Annotated in this window: 18 protein-coding genes; 13 read left to right on the top strand and 5 right to left on the bottom strand. The window is 56.9% G+C overall.

Features of this window, described 5'->3' with window-relative positions:
- Window positions 1-43: 43 nt before the first annotated feature.
- The 3 genes from PLU01S_RS11210 to PLU01S_RS11200 all read right to left on the bottom strand — a co-directional run bounded on the left by PLU01S_RS11210 (window position 44) and on the right by PLU01S_RS11200 (window position 3,149).
- Complete coding sequence (locus PLU01S_RS11210; RefSeq protein WP_074825603.1) at window positions 44-946, bottom strand: SMP-30/gluconolactonase/LRE family protein; 903 nt, start codon at window positions 944-946, stop codon at window positions 44-46.
- A 58-nt stretch (window positions 947-1,004) separates the two neighbouring features.
- Complete coding sequence (locus PLU01S_RS11205) at window positions 1,005-1,826, bottom strand: NAD-dependent epimerase/dehydratase family protein (protein ID WP_010798155.1); 822 nt, start codon at window positions 1,824-1,826, stop codon at window positions 1,005-1,007.
- Window positions 1,827-2,225: 399 nt separating this feature from the next.
- Entirely contained in the window at window positions 2,226-3,149 is a 924-nt protein-coding gene (locus tag PLU01S_RS11200; protein WP_010798156.1) for an AraC family transcriptional regulator, read from the bottom strand.
- Between the two features lie 363 nt (window positions 3,150-3,512).
- Between PLU01S_RS11200 and PLU01S_RS11195 the strand changes: the two genes are divergently transcribed.
- Window positions 3,513-4,250 carry an SDR family oxidoreductase gene (locus PLU01S_RS11195; protein WP_074825534.1) on the top strand — a complete coding sequence of 246 codons (738 nt, stop codon included), beginning with the start codon at window positions 3,513-3,515 and terminating at the stop codon, window positions 4,248-4,250.
- 47 nt (window positions 4,251-4,297) lie between these two features.
- A complete protein-coding gene (locus PLU01S_RS11190) occupies window positions 4,298-4,660 on the top strand; it encodes a putative quinol monooxygenase (protein ID WP_074825536.1) in 363 nt (120 codons plus the stop codon).
- Window positions 4,661-4,698: 38 nt separating this feature from the next.
- On the opposite strand, the gene PLU01S_RS11185 is transcribed toward PLU01S_RS11190, so the two are convergent.
- The gene (locus tag PLU01S_RS11185; RefSeq protein ID WP_074825538.1) at window positions 4,699-6,006 is read right to left on the bottom strand and encodes an alpha/beta fold hydrolase; all 1,308 of its coding nucleotides are present in this window, start codon (window positions 6,004-6,006) and stop codon (window positions 4,699-4,701) included.
- 710 nt (window positions 6,007-6,716) lie between these two features.
- Between PLU01S_RS11185 and PLU01S_RS11180 the strand changes: the two genes are divergently transcribed.
- From PLU01S_RS11180 to PLU01S_RS11150, 8 genes are all read left to right on the top strand, one after another.
- Entirely contained in the window at window positions 6,717-7,685 is a 969-nt protein-coding gene (locus PLU01S_RS11180) for a DNA replication terminus site-binding protein (protein WP_074825541.1), read from the top strand.
- Window positions 7,686-8,266: 581 nt separating this feature from the next.
- Complete coding sequence (locus PLU01S_RS25675) at window positions 8,267-8,428, top strand: hypothetical protein (RefSeq protein WP_010798161.1); 162 nt, start codon at window positions 8,267-8,269, stop codon at window positions 8,426-8,428.
- A 120-nt stretch (window positions 8,429-8,548) separates the two neighbouring features.
- The gene (locus PLU01S_RS11175; protein WP_159435097.1) at window positions 8,549-9,454 is read left to right on the top strand and encodes a SctD/MshK family protein; all 906 of its coding nucleotides are present in this window, start codon (window positions 8,549-8,551) and stop codon (window positions 9,452-9,454) included.
- Window positions 9,455-9,497: 43 nt separating this feature from the next.
- Entirely contained in the window at window positions 9,498-9,872 is a 375-nt protein-coding gene (locus tag PLU01S_RS11170) for a hypothetical protein (protein ID WP_074825545.1), read from the top strand.
- Entirely contained in the window at window positions 9,869-10,216 is a 348-nt protein-coding gene (sctY, locus tag PLU01S_RS11165) for a type III secretion apparatus assembly chaperone SctY (RefSeq protein WP_074825548.1), read from the top strand. The genes PLU01S_RS11170 and sctY overlap by 4 nt, the downstream gene beginning before the upstream one ends.
- 14 nt (window positions 10,217-10,230) lie before the next feature.
- On the top strand, window positions 10,231-12,330 hold the full coding sequence (gene sctV, locus PLU01S_RS11160; RefSeq protein ID WP_074825605.1) for a type III secretion system export apparatus subunit SctV: 2,100 nt from the start codon (window positions 10,231-10,233) through the stop codon (window positions 12,328-12,330).
- Between the two features lie 52 nt (window positions 12,331-12,382).
- The gene (locus PLU01S_RS11155) at window positions 12,383-13,741 is read left to right on the top strand and encodes a type II and III secretion system protein family protein (protein WP_376748344.1); all 1,359 of its coding nucleotides are present in this window, start codon (window positions 12,383-12,385) and stop codon (window positions 13,739-13,741) included.
- Entirely contained in the window at window positions 13,731-14,120 is a 390-nt protein-coding gene (locus PLU01S_RS11150; RefSeq protein ID WP_074825551.1) for a CpaD family pilus assembly lipoprotein, read from the top strand. Before PLU01S_RS11155 ends, PLU01S_RS11150 begins: the two co-directional genes overlap by 11 nt.
- Before the next feature lie 33 nt (window positions 14,121-14,153).
- Here the strand turns inward: PLU01S_RS11150 and PLU01S_RS11145 are convergent, their stop codons facing one another.
- Window positions 14,154-14,942, bottom strand: a complete 789-nt coding sequence (locus PLU01S_RS11145; RefSeq protein WP_159435098.1) for a tetratricopeptide repeat protein — start codon at window positions 14,940-14,942, stop codon at window positions 14,154-14,156.
- A 244-nt stretch (window positions 14,943-15,186) separates the two neighbouring features.
- On the opposite strand from PLU01S_RS11145, the gene PLU01S_RS11140 reads away from it, so the two are divergent.
- Genes PLU01S_RS11140 through PLU01S_RS11130 form a run of 3 tightly spaced genes read left to right on the top strand, consistent with a single transcriptional unit; the run spans window position 15,187 to window position 16,586 of the window.
- Window positions 15,187-15,891 (top strand): type III secretion protein, encoded by a 705-nt coding sequence (locus PLU01S_RS11140; protein WP_139208767.1) that lies wholly within the window; start codon window positions 15,187-15,189, stop codon window positions 15,889-15,891.
- A 39-nt stretch (window positions 15,892-15,930) separates the two neighbouring features.
- Window positions 15,931-16,140, top strand: a complete 210-nt coding sequence (locus PLU01S_RS11135) for a hypothetical protein (RefSeq protein ID WP_010798170.1) — start codon at window positions 15,931-15,933, stop codon at window positions 16,138-16,140.
- 44 nt (window positions 16,141-16,184) lie between these two features.
- A complete protein-coding gene (locus PLU01S_RS11130; RefSeq protein ID WP_074825553.1) occupies window positions 16,185-16,586 on the top strand; it encodes a hypothetical protein in 402 nt (133 codons plus the stop codon).

Here is a 16,586-nt window from a genome sequence, read left to right as displayed (position 1 = left end):
TATCTTTGTTATGAGGAGTACAGCGGTAGTAGAAGGCGTTGTTCTATCCTCTGAACGTCGGCTCTTCCAGGCCTTTCACGCCAGGCCTCAAGGCAAACACACCGCCCGCCAGAGGTTGATCAGATAGATCACCGCCAGGTCGGATGGAGGTGACGAACAGCGTATCCAGGCCCGGTCCGCCAAAGGCGCACATGGCCGGTTTTTTTACCGGTACGGTCAGCGAACGATCCAGCTTCCCATCCGGGGTAAAGCGATGGATCTGGCCAGCATCATTACCGCAGATCCAATAGCAACCGTCCTCATCCACCGCGGCGCCGTCAGGGCGGCCTGGATGATTATTCATATCAACGAACAGGCGGCGATTGTGAGGGGTGCCGGTATCCGTGTCGTAGTCGAATGCCCAGATCAGCTGTGCATTGGGATGCGAGTCGGACAGATACATGGTCCGGCCGTCCGGGCTGAAGCCCAAGCCGTTGGGTACGATAAGGTCTTCCAGAATCGGGGTCAGGCCATTGGCTGCGGTCGAGTGTTGCTCAGGGAAGCGGTATAGCTTTCCCGCCGGTGTTGCAGCTGCCATATCCATGACCATGGTTCCCGCCCAGAAGCGACCCTGGCGGTCACAGCGTCCATCATTGAAACGCATGTTTCCGGTCGGGTGCGTCACGTTGGCCAGGGCTGTGGCTTGCAAGGTGTCTCCGTCGGAGATCTCTACCTTGAACAGACCACTCTCAAGGCCTGCCAACCATGCAGTGTCACTGCCGTCATAGCGTGCCACGCAGGCGATCATTTCCGGAGCCAGCCATGCGCGGGTGCTGCCATCGGCAGCACTCCAGCGGTTGAGGGTACGAGCAGGGATATCGACCCAGTAGAGCGCCTGTTCCCGTGGGTTCCAGACCGGGCTTTCTCCCGTACCGTTGCGGGCATCCAGAATCAGTTCAGCTTGCATCATTCTTATCTCTCTTGTTCAGTCCGATCGTCCTGATCCATCGCAAGCAACGGCGTACTTATTCAAACGGACCCGAGGCGACGAAAGCACCGCCCTGATACACCATGGACGGATCATCCGCCGCCGGAGCCGGCTCTGCTTCGACTTTCTCGCGGAACTGCTCGGAGGAGTCCTGTGGCTCCCAGCCCAAGTGAGCGGCCAGGCGGTTATCCCACCATACGTCACGGTTCTTGGAGGCTCCAAACACGACGGTGTGGCCAACATTGGGCGTGAACAGGGAGCGGGCGATCAGATTGGTCAGATCGTTGTAGCTCAGCCAGGTAGCCAGCATGCGGCGGTTCTGCGGCTCGGGGAAGGAGGAGCCGATACGGATGCTGACGGTTTCGATGCCATAGCGATCAAAATAGAAGCTGGCGACGTCTTCACCATAGGATTTGGACAGCCCGTAGTAGCTGTCTGGGCGGCGCGGCGAGCTGGCATCGATACGTTCGGTCTGCTTGTAAAAGCCGATGACGTGGTTCGAGCTGGCGAAGATGACACGCTTGACGCCATGGCGGCGTGCCGCTTCGTAAATGTGGAAGACGCCTTTGATGTTGGCTTCCAGGATTTCCTCGAAAGGACGCTCAACCGAAACCCCGCCAAAATGCAGAATCGCATCTACACCTTTGACGAGTTCATCGACGGCGGCTTTGTCAGAAAGGTCGCATGGAACGACTTCTTCATGGGGGCCTTCGGCGGGTGCCATGTTGGCGATATCGGAAAGCCGAATCACTTCAGCGTAAGGGCGGAGGGCTTCGCGGAGTACCTTCCCGAGACCGCCTGCGGCGCCGGTGAGAAGGATACGGTTCAAACGCTGATTCTCTACAGAACTGGTCGCCATGTCAGTTTCCTAGTTATTAGTATTATTTTGAGTCGTAAGACATCATACGACTAGATGGCGAAATTTTTAACAGTGCTTACCTGCGATGTCAACGACGCCTTTTTCTTGGAGGCGGTAAGTTGTCGTATCTTACGAGTTTCGCCAAGACTCCTGTAAGGAAACCCTTCGCTGGAAACATTCTCTTACAAGCTTTTAAGGGTGTCGATTAAGCTCAAAGCCAGGGTACAAGCGCCCTATAGTGGCGTAATGACCTGATTGATAAGAGCGGAGCAGAGAAATGCTGGGTTTGACCGATAGGTCATTGCTGTTGGTTAGACAAAGGTCTAATCCCGCCGGGGTAGTCTGCCGTGCTATGTGCGCGCAAGGTTCTAAGTGCGGGCGGTAGGACGTCAGGTGTTACTACGCGCTCGCTCTTAAGCGGGCCATATCTTTCATGGGTGGTGCTCCAAATAACCGGCTGTATTCGCGGCTGAATTGGGAGGGGCTTTCATAACCCACCCGGTGCGCTGCCGACGAGCAATCGATGCCCTCATGGAGCATCAGGCGCTTGGCTTCCTGAAGGCGTAGCTGCTTCTGATATTGCAGTGGGCTCATCGCAGTCACCGCCTTGAAGCGATGATGCAGCGTTGAAGGGCTCAGATTGACGCGCCGGGCAAGCTCATCGATCTTCAACGGTTCGATGTAGTTCTGATTCAACCAGTTGATGGCGCGATTCACACGGTGGGTTTGGCTGTTCGTTATTGCCATTTCGTACAGTCGATATCCCTGGGGGCTACGCAGTAACCGATAATAGATCTCTCGTAGCACCAGAGGGGCCAGCATTGCCGCGTCACGCGGGGTGTGCAAGAGACGAACCAGTCGAGTCACGGCATCGAGCATGGCATTATCCACGCGCTCGACGTACAGGCCCCGGTGGGCTGGTACGACGGGGACACCTGTCGGGCCGGCGTCGGCTATCAGGCGGGTAATTTCTGCCGGGTCCAGGTTGATCCGAATACAGAGATAGGGGCGCTCGGGGGTAGCCTCGATAATCTGGCCAGTTACAGGAAGCGAGACGGAGCCCACCAGGTAATACAGCGGGTCATAGGTAAAGCATTCATCGCCAAGCGTAACCTGCTTGCGACCTTGTGCGATGACACAAAAGCTGGGGTTGCTGATCCCATGCACAGGGTCTGAGGGCTGGCTTGCACGCATCAGGCAGAGACCGTCGATCCGGGTGGTATGAGCGCCATCTGTCAACGTAAGCTGATCGATCAGCGCTGCCAGTTCCTGCTGCAGAAGCGTGTCTCGACTATGAGTGGATTCATGCGTTACACAGTCCATGCTGATCCCCTGAAGCTTGCGGTTCCCATTGTATCGGCGTGCACAGGCGTACCGATCAAGTCAGGCGTCACGATAACCAAAAATGGCAATGCAGGGTTATATCAATTCTGCTGACTTCTTGCCTGATCCTGTCATGGTATGCCCGCGGTCCGCAGGATTGTGAAAGCCAGCGTAGTCCAACCTTGCCTGCAGAGCGCGAATAATCGTGTTGGACAGGCGCTCCCTGGCCCACTGCATTCTTCTCCGTGCAGGATCAGGCAAGAAGCGAGCAGGATCCGTCTAACGTCTGAATGCCTTTCGGCTCTAGCCTTGTCACTAACGCGGCAACACCGGCCGCCCTCACTGACAGGCAAGGAGATTCGTATGAAAGGTCTAGAAGGCAAGGTCATCGCAATTACCGGCGCAAGCAGTGGCATTGGCGAAGCAACCGCACGGTATCTGGCGGCACAGGGCTGCTTCGTCATTCTAGGGGCGCGTCGTACAGAGCGGCTTGAGACCCTGGTAGCTGAAATCAGGGCGCAGGGCGGCAAGGCTGACTACCGCCGGCTCGACGTTACCGCATTGGAGGATATGGAGTCGTTTGTGCAGTTCGCTCAGCAGCAGGGCGGACGTCTGGATGTATTGGTCAACAATGCGGGTGTAATGCCGCTTTCCAAGCTTGAAGCGCTCAAGGTTGACGAATGGAATCGCATGATCGATGTAAACATTCGGGGCGTGCTCCACGGGATTGCGGCGGGCTTGCCGGTCATGCAACAGCAGCGTAGCGGACAGTTCATCAATCTGTCTTCGATTGGCGGGCATGCTGTCAGTCCTACTGCCGCGGTTTACTGTGCAACCAAGTTTGCCGTCAGGGCCATTTCCGAAGGGTTGCGTCAGGAGGTAGGAGCCGATATCCGCGTCACTGTAATCTCGCCCGGGGTAACGGAGTCTGAGCTGGCTGACACCATCACCGATCCAACCGCTCAGGCAGCCATGGACGCGTTTCGCCGAGGGGCTATTTCACCGGAGTCCATCGCGCGCGCCATTGCGTTTGCAATTGAACAGCCTGCTGAAGTGGACGTAAGCGAGATTATCGTCAGGCCGACCGCGAGCCCTTATTAAGGGGCTTCTGGTTTCATCCCATGGCACTTCATCTCGGAGGAGGACTCATGTCCGCATCGCCTTATATATCGTTGCTCTTGATCCATGCCCGTACCGGGCGCTCCGCAGCCCTCAGGGCATGTCTCAGGGAATTGCCTTATCCAGGGCAGACGTGTCTCACCTTTACCGTCATGCCATCGCCAGAAGAGGAAAACTGCTGGTTGGTGTATGGCCAATGGCAGTCGCAGTCGGATATGGACAGCTACTTCAACACGCTTCCAGCCGAGCTGTGGATGCGCCTGGTAAATGGCTCCCTTGCGGCCCGTATGGAGTTCATGACGTTCGAAGGTAACGAGTTGCCCAACGCCTATCGTTGGGCAACTCCACGGTTCAGCTCGCCTGGTTGCGGCTCCTATGCCTGTTGTGGCTAGGCGCAGGCGCCATTGTAAGTTGTGAGCTGCGTTTTACGTCATTGGGAGTAGGTGTTCTCATCGGCGGTAGCGGGGTGGTAGTCCGTAGGAGCGCAGAGGCTCAGGTTTTGCACCGGCACCAGGCGAGCCGGGCCCATTGGAACTCGTGTTGCCGCCACAGCCAGCAGATTGAACGTACCTTGAGCCGCAACGGCCCAGCGTCCGGTTACAGGCTCGCCGCGAAGCAAGGTAGCGGCGGCCAGAAGGAGCTTCAATCCGCTGCAGGTATCGATATTGAGATGAACCGTCATGGGCAGCTTGCGCACCAGACCATACTCGTAGTTGGTCAGAAGGCTGTAGGTTGCGGTTGAAAGACCTGCAACGGCAAACAGTTGGCGGGTGCGCGGTCCCCACTCGTTGACACCTGCCAACGCCAGACAGAGGCCTGCTGAGGCATAGTCCAGAAGGCCGTGCATGCGAGGTGATAATAACTTGGCTGGCGCCAGCCGATCACGACCCTGATCCATTCCGGAGACGACAATTTCATTACTCATGTCGGTTGCTCGGGTATCGAAACGACCGGTGATGAACCGATGGGCCAGCTGCGACATGAGCGGCGCGGCGGTGTAGTGCGTGTTGTGCGCCGCGCCTTCTACAACCACCAGTTTGCCGTTGGGAAGTAGACTGGTGAATTCCTCTGCCCACTGCTGGGTAAGGGTTTTGTCGTATTGGCCACGGATTACAAGGGCAGGAACATGCACGTGGGACAGACGGTTTTCTATGGGGTCGTCCACCATTCTGCGAAGCTGCTGAACCATGCGCGGTAGGCCATTGGAAAGATACTCCATGTGCATCAGCGGGTTGATCGAGGGTGCCTCGAACGGCATGTTCAAGACGAGGCGGGCGTACTGCCGCGCCGGTGTCCGATAGGCCGGGTCTGGCGTAGGTGCGATCAGGATCAGGCGCTCGACTCTATCCGGAAAGCGTGCCGCAATTTCAACGGCGATTTGTACGCCTACGGAGTTGCCGCACAGCACTGCCTTGTGGATTCCGTTGGCGTCCATCCAGGCCAGCAGATGATTCGACTGCTCTCTGACATCCGGACCTGCTGGCCACTTGGACATCCGCGGCGCAGGCGAGCGCCCGAAACCGGGTAAATCGGGTGCCATGACGTCATGACCCATCGATGCGAGACGTCTCCCCAGCGGGACCATATAGCGGCTTGAAAGCGCCAGGCCATGAATCAGGATGATTGGAACCTGATGTGGATCGTCTTCATGGGCTAGCCAAGTGCGGGCGTGCATGCGAATGCCGAGCGAAGGAATAGTCGTCCAGGTTTTGTAAGGGGCGTAAGCGAGTTTGAACATAAGGGACAGCTCCCATGTATATCGAGCCTTGTCCAGGTCGCAGCGTGCCTGAAGGCATCATGAGCCAATCATGCGGCATGCGCGGGCTCCTGGGCGTGAGCATTGTAAATGTCGTCTGAATATGCAGAAAAAAGAAGGCCCGCAGAGCGGGCCAAAACGAGCTTTGAACAGCTCGCTGCCGCGAAAGGGCCCGTTCCATCAAGGGCCCAGAGGGGAAGTTATTGCCGGGAAGTAATCAGTGATGATGAGCAGGTTCCGCAGTGAATAGCGGCTGAAATAAATGGGGCTGCACATCTCAAGACTCCTCATGTCACGGCGTATCACCATCGGTCTGAGCATAAGCTCGTACCGATTCGAATGTGAAAAGGGCAAGGTCAGCAAATATATGCCTTGCTTAATGACCGATAGTTTGGAAAAGAAAAAGTGCCTTGGAAGCGACGAACGTAAGTACCTTTTATCCCTTGCAAAACGATGACGGAGCCGATCGAACGATACGTTGAAGCTGACTAGAGAGGTAGACGGAACCCTGTCTTGTAATACCAGCCTGACAATAAGTAAGCGAGCCGAATTTCCAGCCTGTTGCAGCTTAGTGCAAGTTAATAGGCGCATCGACAAGGGCTTTATCTGATTGTGAATATGTTTAATCGGCCAGATTGGGATGAGACGGCTATAATGAATGTTGGTATTACTTATTGAGGAAAGAGGTGCTCATGATCACTGACGTGCGCGAAGCGTGGCAGGAAATGGTAGAAGCTCAGCGAGCCTTCAACGCAACGTGGCCTTCGGCGGTGGTTCATGCACAAGTCTGGTTGCTTCCCATCAACAAGGAGCCTAAAGGCCAGACTATAATCACACCGATGGAGCTAGTGGGCGAGCCTGCCATCGAGGCTGCGAAAAAGGCCATCCTGCAATTCGAGCAGGAGGAGGGGCAGCACCCTAGTACTGTCATGCGGCTCCCAGGGTGGATCGGTGTTTCGCAGTCAGTGCTGGAGTACGCCCGCGAGGCCAATGCCGCGCGTGATCGTTTTCTTGAGGTTCTGGCTCAGGAAACGGCCTCCATGAACCTGAAATCGCTATCCAAGGGAAAGCATCTTCGGAGCATTCTCAAGCTGCCGATCGTCATCAAGCAGATCGAGCGCCATATCCAGGTGTTTGAAGGGGTGCCACGGCGTATCCTGTTCACCTGGGCGGGTAAAACGGCGGCCCCGGAAAGCATCCCTGTCAAGGATGTGATCGAAAAGATCGAAACGCAGCTGGCTGATGCCGTGGCCAAGGCTGATATGGATAAGGAACGCAATCTGAGGCTTGAGCTCAAGGCGTTGGGGTTTCTGGATGCGAAGGCCGAACTGCATCGCTACCGTCCTATTGCGCCCCATCCGCGCGTAATGCTGTATTTCTCCAAAAGCCCTCGTTATGACGCCATGCCTCACGCCAATCTGCCGATTTTTGTTTCACTGGATGAGAAGCAGCCGTGGCCGCGGGTCGATGCGCTCGAAGAATTTGATGCAGAAAACGCTCAGGCTGAGCGCTCGGATAAGGTGCCCCGCCAGGAAATCATTCCGCGCCTGGGGCTGTACCTTAAAACCGCGCCCGACCGTAAGCGCAGCCCCAGGACGGCCCGTGGGGACTCGACTGCCGTGACGCGAGCGTTAGTCTCGTCTACTTATCAAAAGCGTTGAGTGGTAAACGGACACTCACAATATGTACGCAGAAGGTGGATTAAATAAGGGTCAACAGACTAACGCATTGGTTGAATGGAATATGTTCCGTTTCGATGACTGAAAGACTCTATTTTCAATTCATATGCGGGGCATTGCCAAATCTTATTCATATGCTGTTTGCTAAGCGAGTAATGCTTTATACAAAGCAATACTCGCTCAGCTCATATATAAGCATCTGCTTGTTAACGGTTATTTACAAATATTTACTCAATTAACTGTTTGAATATGCTGCTTAGTGAATCTGTTCTCATAATTAGTGCGTTGCAATCTTGACCGATAAAGTGACAAAGAATTCTTAATTTCTTGGAAATCATGGCGTTAAGACATTAAAGCTCATTATATGAAGGGTCGGTTTGCAGCTATTTATAACTCTTAATATTCGTGTAATTAAATGTTCATGCCTTGCGGGGCAACATTCACTCGTCTGGCAGCGATTGGGGTTCGAAAGAATCAGGACGTTGCTGGAAATATGCTCTTCTCTGCAGCCGTGTAGTAGCAGTTGGCGCATGTCTAATTTCTTTCAATAAGGAGATATTGATATGAGTAATGTTACTCCGACCAGCACCAGTTCTTCCGACGCTGCTATCGACAAAATGACTGCCGCTTTCGATGCCGCTATCGAAAAATCCGCGAAGATCACTGAGATCACCACCGAGAAGAAAACTGAGCTTGACGCGACCAAACAGCGTCCTCAGAACTAAGGTGTGGACGGGCGGCGCCTTGTGGCGCCGTCTGTTTGTTCAGACAGCTTTCCAGATTGGACCTGCATGCAGGCTGGCCTTGCCATGCGTGCCGGGTCAGGCAAAACAATGATGTCCGCAATGTCTTCTCTTCCCGGCTCAAAACCTGCAGTGCCTACTCTTGAGGTCATTGCGGGACTGCATACCGGCGTATCGGTATCGCTGGATGAACCTGCCTATTGCCTGGGCGCCTCCGACGAGGTGGATCTGGTGCTCAGGGATGCAGGCGTTGCGCCTCGCCATGCCGTGTTGCGTCTGGAGAAAAATACAGTTGCCGTTGAGGCAATTGGAGGCGATATACTCACGGCTGAAAAACGAATCCCTTTGGGCAAGGGGCTGCGCCTGCCATTACCGGTCGAGTTATCTGTTGGAGAGGCTCGAATCCGCTTATCTGCTCCGCTGACAAAGTTGGTTGCGCCTCCCAAGCGATGGCCTATTACCCACGCCGGTATGATGGCACTTTTTGGCGCGGCGGTATTGCTAGGCCTGTATACGTTGATCGGCACCAGCGAAGCCGAAGATCGTTTATTGCCTGTTGCGGACGCGCCGACTAGCCCGGCACTCGACAGCGGCGCTGGTCAGGAGCCCGTAGTGCGGGACGATCAGGTTGCCCGGCAATTGCTGTCCCGACTTGAGGCCGCTGGACTTTCCGCGCTGCATGTGAAATCACAAGGTCGCCATTTCATGCTCTCTGGTGAAATTGATACTGCTCAGCAGCCAGCCTGGGTCGATATCCAGAAGTGGTTCGACGGTGAGTATGGCAGCAGCCATGTACTGGTTAGCTCGGTCACGCTACGCAAGGCGCCGGTTTCTCCTCGTGTCAGGTTTCAGGCGGTATGGCTGGGACAGGATCCTTATGTGGTTAGTGAGTCTGGTACACGTCTTTACCCCGGCGCATCGCTGGACGATGGCTGGGTGCTCAAGGGGATAGAGCCGCAGCGGATTGTCCTGAGTCGCAACGGCCACGAGTTTGCCCTGACCCTATGACGCTGCCATTGCTTACACAACCCCTGGGTGGGAGGCCTTTTCGATGAGAATCGATACCAGCCGACCGCTGGACCTGCAGCGGCCTGAAGAGGCGTCCAGCGAATCCCTGCGTCGGACCGGCTCGGTTGCCAGGGCCAGGCAGAGTGAGGTGTTCGAGTCGCTGCTGCGCCTGCGCAACCGGACTCCATTCAAATCCCTGCGTAACGAGCTGGCGGAGCTGATCGGCCCTCCCGTTAACGACCCTGGCATCTTCAGCCCTGGCCACTCGCTTCAGGTGCTGGAACACATCATTGATACGGTGTTGCCTCGGCTGGACGCCGAGCCGGAGATCAAAGCACTTGCTGCTAGCCTGCTTGAGCAGGAGATCCAGCAACGTCGGGAGCTTGGGATGCGGTTGAGCGAGATCGACGATTTATGAACGTACAGGATCGCAAGGCAGTACAGCTGCTGCACTCGCTTGGCGCTCTGTATCTACGCAGCGGACAACAGCGACGAGCGTTGATCTATCTGCTTCTGGCTATTCAGATCGACCCGGCAGATACCGCTTTGCTGCGTACGCTCACCAATGGCTTTATTGCCACTGGTGATGGGGAGCGGGCACTGGCTGCTATCGGAAGGCTGGAGCAGCTTGAAGGGTCAAGCATGCCGCTCAAGTTTCTGCGTAGCCGCGCATTATGGGCGTTGGGTGCCAAAGACGAGGCACGACGCTGTTTTCGTGAATATCTGGATAGTCGGAGGGCCGTAACGTGCTCGCCAGATTGAACCGCCTGGCTGTAATGGCCTCACAGCGTACCGATATCGTCATTGCACTGTTCATGATGCTGGCCATCGTGATGATGATCATCCCGCTCCCCACAGTAATGGTCGATGTGCTTATCGGCACCAATATCGCGTTCAGTCTGCTGGTTCTGGTCGTTGCGTTCTACGTGTCGCATTCAGTGGATTTTTCGGCACTCCCGCCGGTAATTCTGCTCAGTACGCTGTTTCGCCTGTCGCTTTCCATCACCACGACCCGGTTGATCCTGCTCAACGGAGAAGCGGGGGATATTGTCGAGGCATTTGGCAATTTCGTGATTGCCGGTGAGGTGGTCATTGGCCTGGTGGTTTTTCTGATCATTACCGTGGCGCAGTTCATCGTTATCACCAAGGGCGCCGAGCGAGTGGCCGAGGTGGCGGCTCGCTTTACTCTGGATGCGATGCCAGGCAAGCAGATGAGTATCGACAACGATCTGCGTAATGGTGACATCGATCAGGCCGAAGCCCGTCGGCGTCGCTCACGCCTGGAGCGGGAAAGCCAGCTCTATGGCGCCATGGACGGTGCCATGAAATTTGTGAAAGGAGATGCGATCGCCGGATTGGTCATCCTGTGCGTGAACCTGCTGGGTGGCTTGCTGATCGGTATGATCAAGCGGGGCATGCCCTTTGGCGAGGCGGTGCATACCTATTCGCTATTAACCGTAGGCGATGGGTTGATCGCCCAGATTCCTGCCCTGTTGATTGCGGTTGCCGCAGGCACGGTAGTCACGCGCGTCACAACCGATGCAGAGACGGATCTCGGCACGGAAATTATTAGTCAACTAGGCGCCAACCAGCGGGCTCTGGCACTGACGTCTGCCATTCTGCTGGGCGTTGCGTTTATTCCGGGATTCCCGGCGCCTGTATTCATCGCCATTTCGCTGGTCCTGGGCGGAACGGCCTTCTACATGCATCGGCGTAAACAGATCGCGGAACAAGTTCCGGCTGCTCAGGAGGAGCCGGAACCACGTGAGGTTACGGCTGAGCCAATACAAGACGTGGAGGACACGGGTCATTTCCGCATTACGCTATGGATTAGTGAAGCCCATGTGGCACAGCTCTCGCTCAATACGCTCAGGCAGCGATTGGACAGTACTCGTTACGAGATCAGTGAGGACTTGGGTGTCGAGCTTCCCCGTATTGGCTTGCGCATTGACCGCAACGCCGTGGCGGAGCGGTTCAGGATTGATCTGGAGGGCGTGCCCGTCATGGAGGGAGCTATCCGCCCTGATGCGGTGCTGCTGCAGGACGATGAAGTTCATCTCGAACTGCTGGCAATCGAGCATACAGCCTCGGCTCCGTTGTTACGCCGTAAACCTGCCCTGTGGGTGGATGCACAACAGGCCGCCACGCTGGTAGAGGCTGGGGTAGGGCATCTGGATCTGGCGCAGACGTTTGACGCCTGCATGGATCAGACCTTACGCCGCTATGCGGCTGAATTCCTGGGTATCCAGGAGGCCCGTCAGATCCTGACCGAGATGGAAGAGCAGTATCCCGAGCTCGTTAAGGAGGCTCTCCGTGTGCTGCCCTTGCAGCGAATCGCGGATGTGCTGAGGCGGCTGGTCAGTGAGCATATTTCCATCCGCAACCGCCGCGCCATTCTTGAGGCGATTGTGGAGTGGGCACCGCGTGATCTGGATACGCCCATTCTGACCGAGCACGTCCGTGCTGCGCTAGCCCGGCAGATTTGCTATGCGTACGCCGACAGTCACCGCGTCATTTCGGCCTATGTCTTTTCCCGGGACCTGGAGGAGGCACTACGGGCGCCACTGCGCCGCAGTGATAAAGGCCGCCCTACGGTACTGCCACCCGAATTGACCCGCACCATTACGATCCAGCTTCAGCACGCGTATGACGCTGCCAGTCATGATCTGAATCCGGTGGTCATGGTGACGGCGGACATCCGTCGCCCGCTCCGGCAGTTGCTGACCCGGCATGATCTGGATGTTCCCGTGCTGTGCTACCAGGACCTGACCCGGGAATTCACCGTGCAGTCGCTGACGACGCTCACGCTACCGGAGGCCAATGCGGCCTTGCCACACACCGTAACGGAATCGTTGACGGCTCCACAACCGTTGTAAGGGAACAGAAAGGATGGTGAGGGTGTTTGAAAATTACCGGCAGGCAGGGTGTGTGCCGAGACCGACGTTAAGACAATGGCTGATTATTGGTTTCGGTTGTCTTTTACTGTCCGGCGGCTGGCTGGCTCCCGGGCGGGCCGTTGCGCAACCTGTTGAGGGGGTGAGTTCTGAGGGGCGTGTGCTTTACCTCGCCTCGGGGGAGGGCCAGATTGTGAAATTCAAGGCGCCGGTAGAGTCGGTATTTGTCGCTGATCCTGCCATTGCCGATCTGCGCGTTGTCTCGCCGGGAGTGGTGTATGTCTATGGCAAGACCAGTGGCGAAACTAATCTGATTGCCCTGAATGCAAACGAGGACATTCAAGGCACCTGGCAACTCAAGGTCCAGCCCAATGTCGGGCCGATCAAGGAGGCCGTACAGGCATTACAGCCAGGCAGCAGCGTTTCGGTGGCGCAATCCGGCAAGCGGCTGATAGCCAAGGGAGCCACCCAGGACGTTGCGTCGGCGCTGGATGTAAATGCATTACTCGATAGCCAGACACCAGCCGGTGGCCCGCCACCCCTGAACACCACGACTTATCCTGAATCGCCCCAGGTCAATATCCGGGTACGTTTCGCCGAGGTGTCACGCGAGCAGTTGCTGCGGTATGGGGTGAACTGGAATGCGCTCATTACCCGTGGTTCGTTTTCGTTCGGGCTGGTGACAGGCGGTCCGCTGGCGCAGTCGGCAGTAGCCGGGGCCACGAATCTGATCTCGGCAGGTTACAGCTCCAGCAGCGCCAATATCGATGTGCTACTCGATGCGCTGCAAAGTAACGGCATTCTCGAAATTCTGGCAGAGCCAAACATCACGGCGGTAACGGGGCAAACGGCCAGTTTCCTGGCAGGGGGCGAAGTGCCGGTACCGGTTCCTGTAAGTCGTGACTTGGTAGGTATTGAATACAAGCCATTTGGTGTATCGCTGCTCTTTACGCCTACGCTGCTTCCCAGTGGGCGTATCGCCATGCAGGTTCGCCCCGAGGTCAGCAGCCTTTCAACGACCAGTGCCGTGCAGATAGCGGGCACCAGTGTGCCAACGTTCCAGGTCCGGCGGGCCGATACGCGTGTTGAGGTAGGCAGTGGTCAGACATTTGCCATTGCCGGTCTTTTCCAGCGCAACAGCGCGCAGGACATGGACAAGCTTCCCATGCTGGGTGACGTTCCGATCCTGGGCGCATTGTTCCAGTCTAAACGCTTTCAGCGCAACGAAACCGAACTGGTCATTCTGATCACGCCGTACCTTGTCGAGCCTGAGTCCGACCACACGCTGGCTACGCCACTTGATCCGAGCGCGTCCAATCCTGCACAGCACTTGGCGCGAACGTCTACCACGCCCACCAAGCCTTACTCGGAGTTCGGGTTTTATGTGGATTGATTCGAGACACTCCCTTGCTGTGCTCGGCGCGGCTGTCATGCTGCTGGCGGGGTGCTCGCTGGAGCCGGTGTCCTATGCATCGGATTATGTCCGTCTGGCTGATCGCAACGGTCAGGCGGTATGGGTGCCCCGTGCGTGCTTGAGTCCCGAAACGGCGGCAGCGCCCGATCGTTTACCCATGGGCTGCGCCAATGCGCTTAATCTGGCCAGAATGATCGAGCGACCCTCTGACCTACAGCGTGGTCGTCCGATGGGACCCGCCATGGCCGCTCCGGTAGCGCGTGCGGCAGAAGCTTATATCACCGGCCACACCGCCGATGACATCAGGCGGCAACAGCTCGAGCAGGAAGCGGCAAACCGTAACGCTGCCGGAATGTGATGATGTTCGTCAGATCAGATCTGGCGAGCATTTTTAATTGGGATGAGTGGCGATAAGCCCTACCGCCTGGGCGCGTTGCATCGGGTCGCGCAGGGACTTGATCTGCCGGGCCTGTTCGAGCAGCCGGGCTTTTTGAGCCGGTGTCGTTTGGGGAATGACCAAGCCCGTAGCCTCCTGCTCGTGACCGGCCAGTACCAGTGCCAGAAGCAGGTTGCGGTAATGGCCTGGCATGGCCAGAGGGGAGCGGGTGACTTCACGCAGCCGTGTGACGGCACGATCCGGTGAGCCTCCCAATGCCATGGCGACGGCCTGATTGCTTTGGATGTCCAGATTGCCGGGCGCCAATTCAAGCGCCTTGGAAAAGGCTGTTTCCGCTGCGGCTGACTGGCCCAACAGACTGTAGGCCGTGCCCAGCTTGCTATAGGTACTGGCCGTTCTCTTGAGCGGGGCAACTTCCTTCAGTGCATTGGCCGCACTGCTGGCGTTGCCGAGTCGTAGCTGAGCACTACCAAATCCCAACAGCGCGTCGGGATTATGGGGTTCCTTTATCAAAGCCTCGCGAAAGGCCTGGGCGGCACCGTTGGCATCTCCGCTGCCAAGCCGGGCATTACCCAGACGAATGAACGCGGGAGCGTCCTGCTGCTGTTGAGCCGCGCGTGCATACAGGGCCGACGCGGTGGCAGGGTCGCCCCGGCGTTCGATGTCGGATGCCAGTTTGTCCAGCTGAAGATCAGAGTGGGGATTGGAAGGTGCAGAGCTGCAACCGGCCAGCCAGGAGCACAAAACAGCCAGGGCGAGCCGGGTAGGGCGGGAGGTAGGCAAAATCACACTCCATGTTTTGACTGCAAAGAGCCACATCCTGCGCATTTGGCCGGACAAACATGACAGCGCGATGACAGCGCCCGGCTGTGTTTGAGGCTTGTCCTGTACCGCCCTGGTTCTGTGATACAGACAACACTCATTGGGTGACTTGCAACGGGCTTGTCACAAAGCCTCACCATACTCGGGGCATCGAGAAAGTGTCCGAACGTTCTGGATAAAGGATAAGCCGGAGTCGTCGTTTGGTTTGCTTCGTACAGGGATGGATCACTGTCTGCCATCGGTTCGAGTCGTATGTGGCATCGAGCCGGGTATGGAAGAGATGAAGAAGAACGAGCAAGCCATGCCGTTGCCTGTTTTTACCGCTCGCTGTTTACGTTCACTGTGTTGCCTGCTTGCGCTTGCAGGGGTGGTGCTTGATGGCTGGGCACAGACAGAGAAACCTGTCTGGCTGGACCAGCCCTATCACTACGTTGTGATTGATCAGGATGTACGCGGCGTACTGATGGAGTTCGGCCGCAATCTGTCATTGCCCGTGGTCTTGTCCGATCAGGTCAAGGGCCGGGTACAGGGCCATGTGCGGGCGGAGCACGCGGGTGAATTTCTCTCGCGTATCAGCGCCACCCAGGGGCTGGTCTGGTACTACGACGGCAGCGCCCTGCATGTGAACGCCAACCGCGAGCTGATCAGTCAGGTCATCGATACCCGCCGGTTCGATCAGAAGGCTTTGAGAGGCGTGCTCGACCAGCTAGGCCTGGTAGGCGAGAACGTATCGATACAGCTCAACCCCGGCCGCTCGGTTCTGAGCGTATCCGGGCCGCCTGCCTACATTGGCTATGTGCAGCGCAGTCTCGAAGGCCTAGAAAGGCCCGTTATTTCGAGGGGAAAAAGCCAGGGCATTCGTATCTTTCGGGGCGGCGCGGAAACCGAAGTCTTTAGCGGACAGGGTTGAACATCTGGCCTTTTGGCCCTCACAGACAAGGAGAAGGACATGGCAACAGCACCCATAGATAACAGCAGTACCGGCAGCGTCACTAACAGCGAGCAGACATTCGACGCTGCGCTCGAGTCGTCCGATACCGGCATGACCGATGAAGAGTTCACCCAGCAGTTAGTGGACGGTGCGGTGACCGTCGCCGGGCAGATGATCATCATGCCCCGTGCGAACGAAATCCTGAATGAGGCGATGTCGGACGAGTAAGTCTGGCGGCCCTGTGCATTATCGATGTGTGTCTGGAGATATTCATGACTGTCAGTATTCCTCCTGTAGCCCCGCAGCCTATGCCGGAACCTGCCGCGCAGGCTGCCCAGAATCTCTTCGAGCACATGGCGATGCATGCCCAGGGCCTTCCTCAGGGAGCAAGCCCGGCTCAACTGAGCCAGGGATTGATAGAGCGGCTGGATGGCTTTCTGGATCGTTCCCATCGCTTCGCTGAACGGGCCAACGGCGGGGTCGATCAGACGCAGACCTTCAGTCCGGTGCTCCGTAGCCCCCAGGCCGAAGGCACGGCGCTTCCGGACAGCCAGATGGACAAGGTTGTCACCGCACTGAGCCGCATGTTCGATCATTCGATCGAAACCCAGATGGTTGTCCGAGGCGCGACTCAGGTTTCCGGGGCGGCCAACACCCTGCTGCGTGGTCAATAA

Source organism: Pseudomonas luteola NBRC 103146, assembly GCF_002091675.1.
In the GTDB taxonomy this organism is placed as follows: domain Bacteria; phylum Pseudomonadota; class Gammaproteobacteria; order Pseudomonadales; family Pseudomonadaceae; genus Chryseomonas; species Chryseomonas luteola.
Note: the sequence above shows the minus strand (reverse complement) of the source record. Positions and strands in the feature narration are given on the sequence as shown.

Bases quoted from the DNA above. Each gene is read 5' to 3' on its own strand.
- PLU01S_RS11210 (WP_074825603.1), bottom strand. From the start codon at position 946: ATGCAAGCTGAACTGATTCTGGATGCCCGCAACGGTACGGGAGAAAGC.
- PLU01S_RS11205 (WP_010798155.1), bottom strand. From the start codon at position 1,826: ATGGCGACCAGTTCTGTAGAGAATCAGCGTTTGAACCGTATCCTTCTC.
- PLU01S_RS11200 (WP_010798156.1), bottom strand. From the start codon at position 3,149: ATGGACTGTGTAACGCATGAATCCACTCATAGTCGAGACACGCTTCTG.
- PLU01S_RS11195 (WP_074825534.1), top strand. From the start codon at position 3,513: ATGAAAGGTCTAGAAGGCAAGGTCATCGCAATTACCGGCGCAAGCAGT.
- PLU01S_RS11190 (WP_074825536.1), top strand. From the start codon at position 4,298: ATGTCCGCATCGCCTTATATATCGTTGCTCTTGATCCATGCCCGTACC.
- PLU01S_RS11185 (WP_074825538.1), bottom strand. From the start codon at position 6,006: ATGTTCAAACTCGCTTACGCCCCTTACAAAACCTGGACGACTATTCCT.
- PLU01S_RS11180 (WP_074825541.1), top strand. From the start codon at position 6,717: ATGATCACTGACGTGCGCGAAGCGTGGCAGGAAATGGTAGAAGCTCAG.
- PLU01S_RS25675 (WP_010798161.1), top strand. From the start codon at position 8,267: ATGAGTAATGTTACTCCGACCAGCACCAGTTCTTCCGACGCTGCTATC.
- PLU01S_RS11175 (WP_159435097.1), top strand. From the start codon at position 8,549: ATGTCTTCTCTTCCCGGCTCAAAACCTGCAGTGCCTACTCTTGAGGTC.
- PLU01S_RS11170 (WP_074825545.1), top strand. From the start codon at position 9,498: ATGAGAATCGATACCAGCCGACCGCTGGACCTGCAGCGGCCTGAAGAG.
- sctY (WP_074825548.1), top strand. From the start codon at position 9,869: ATGAACGTACAGGATCGCAAGGCAGTACAGCTGCTGCACTCGCTTGGC.
- sctV (WP_074825605.1), top strand. From the start codon at position 10,231: ATGGCCTCACAGCGTACCGATATCGTCATTGCACTGTTCATGATGCTG.
- PLU01S_RS11150 (WP_074825551.1), top strand. From the start codon at position 13,731: ATGTGGATTGATTCGAGACACTCCCTTGCTGTGCTCGGCGCGGCTGTC.
- PLU01S_RS11135 (WP_010798170.1), top strand. From the start codon at position 15,931: ATGGCAACAGCACCCATAGATAACAGCAGTACCGGCAGCGTCACTAAC.
- PLU01S_RS11130 (WP_074825553.1), top strand. From the start codon at position 16,185: ATGACTGTCAGTATTCCTCCTGTAGCCCCGCAGCCTATGCCGGAACCT.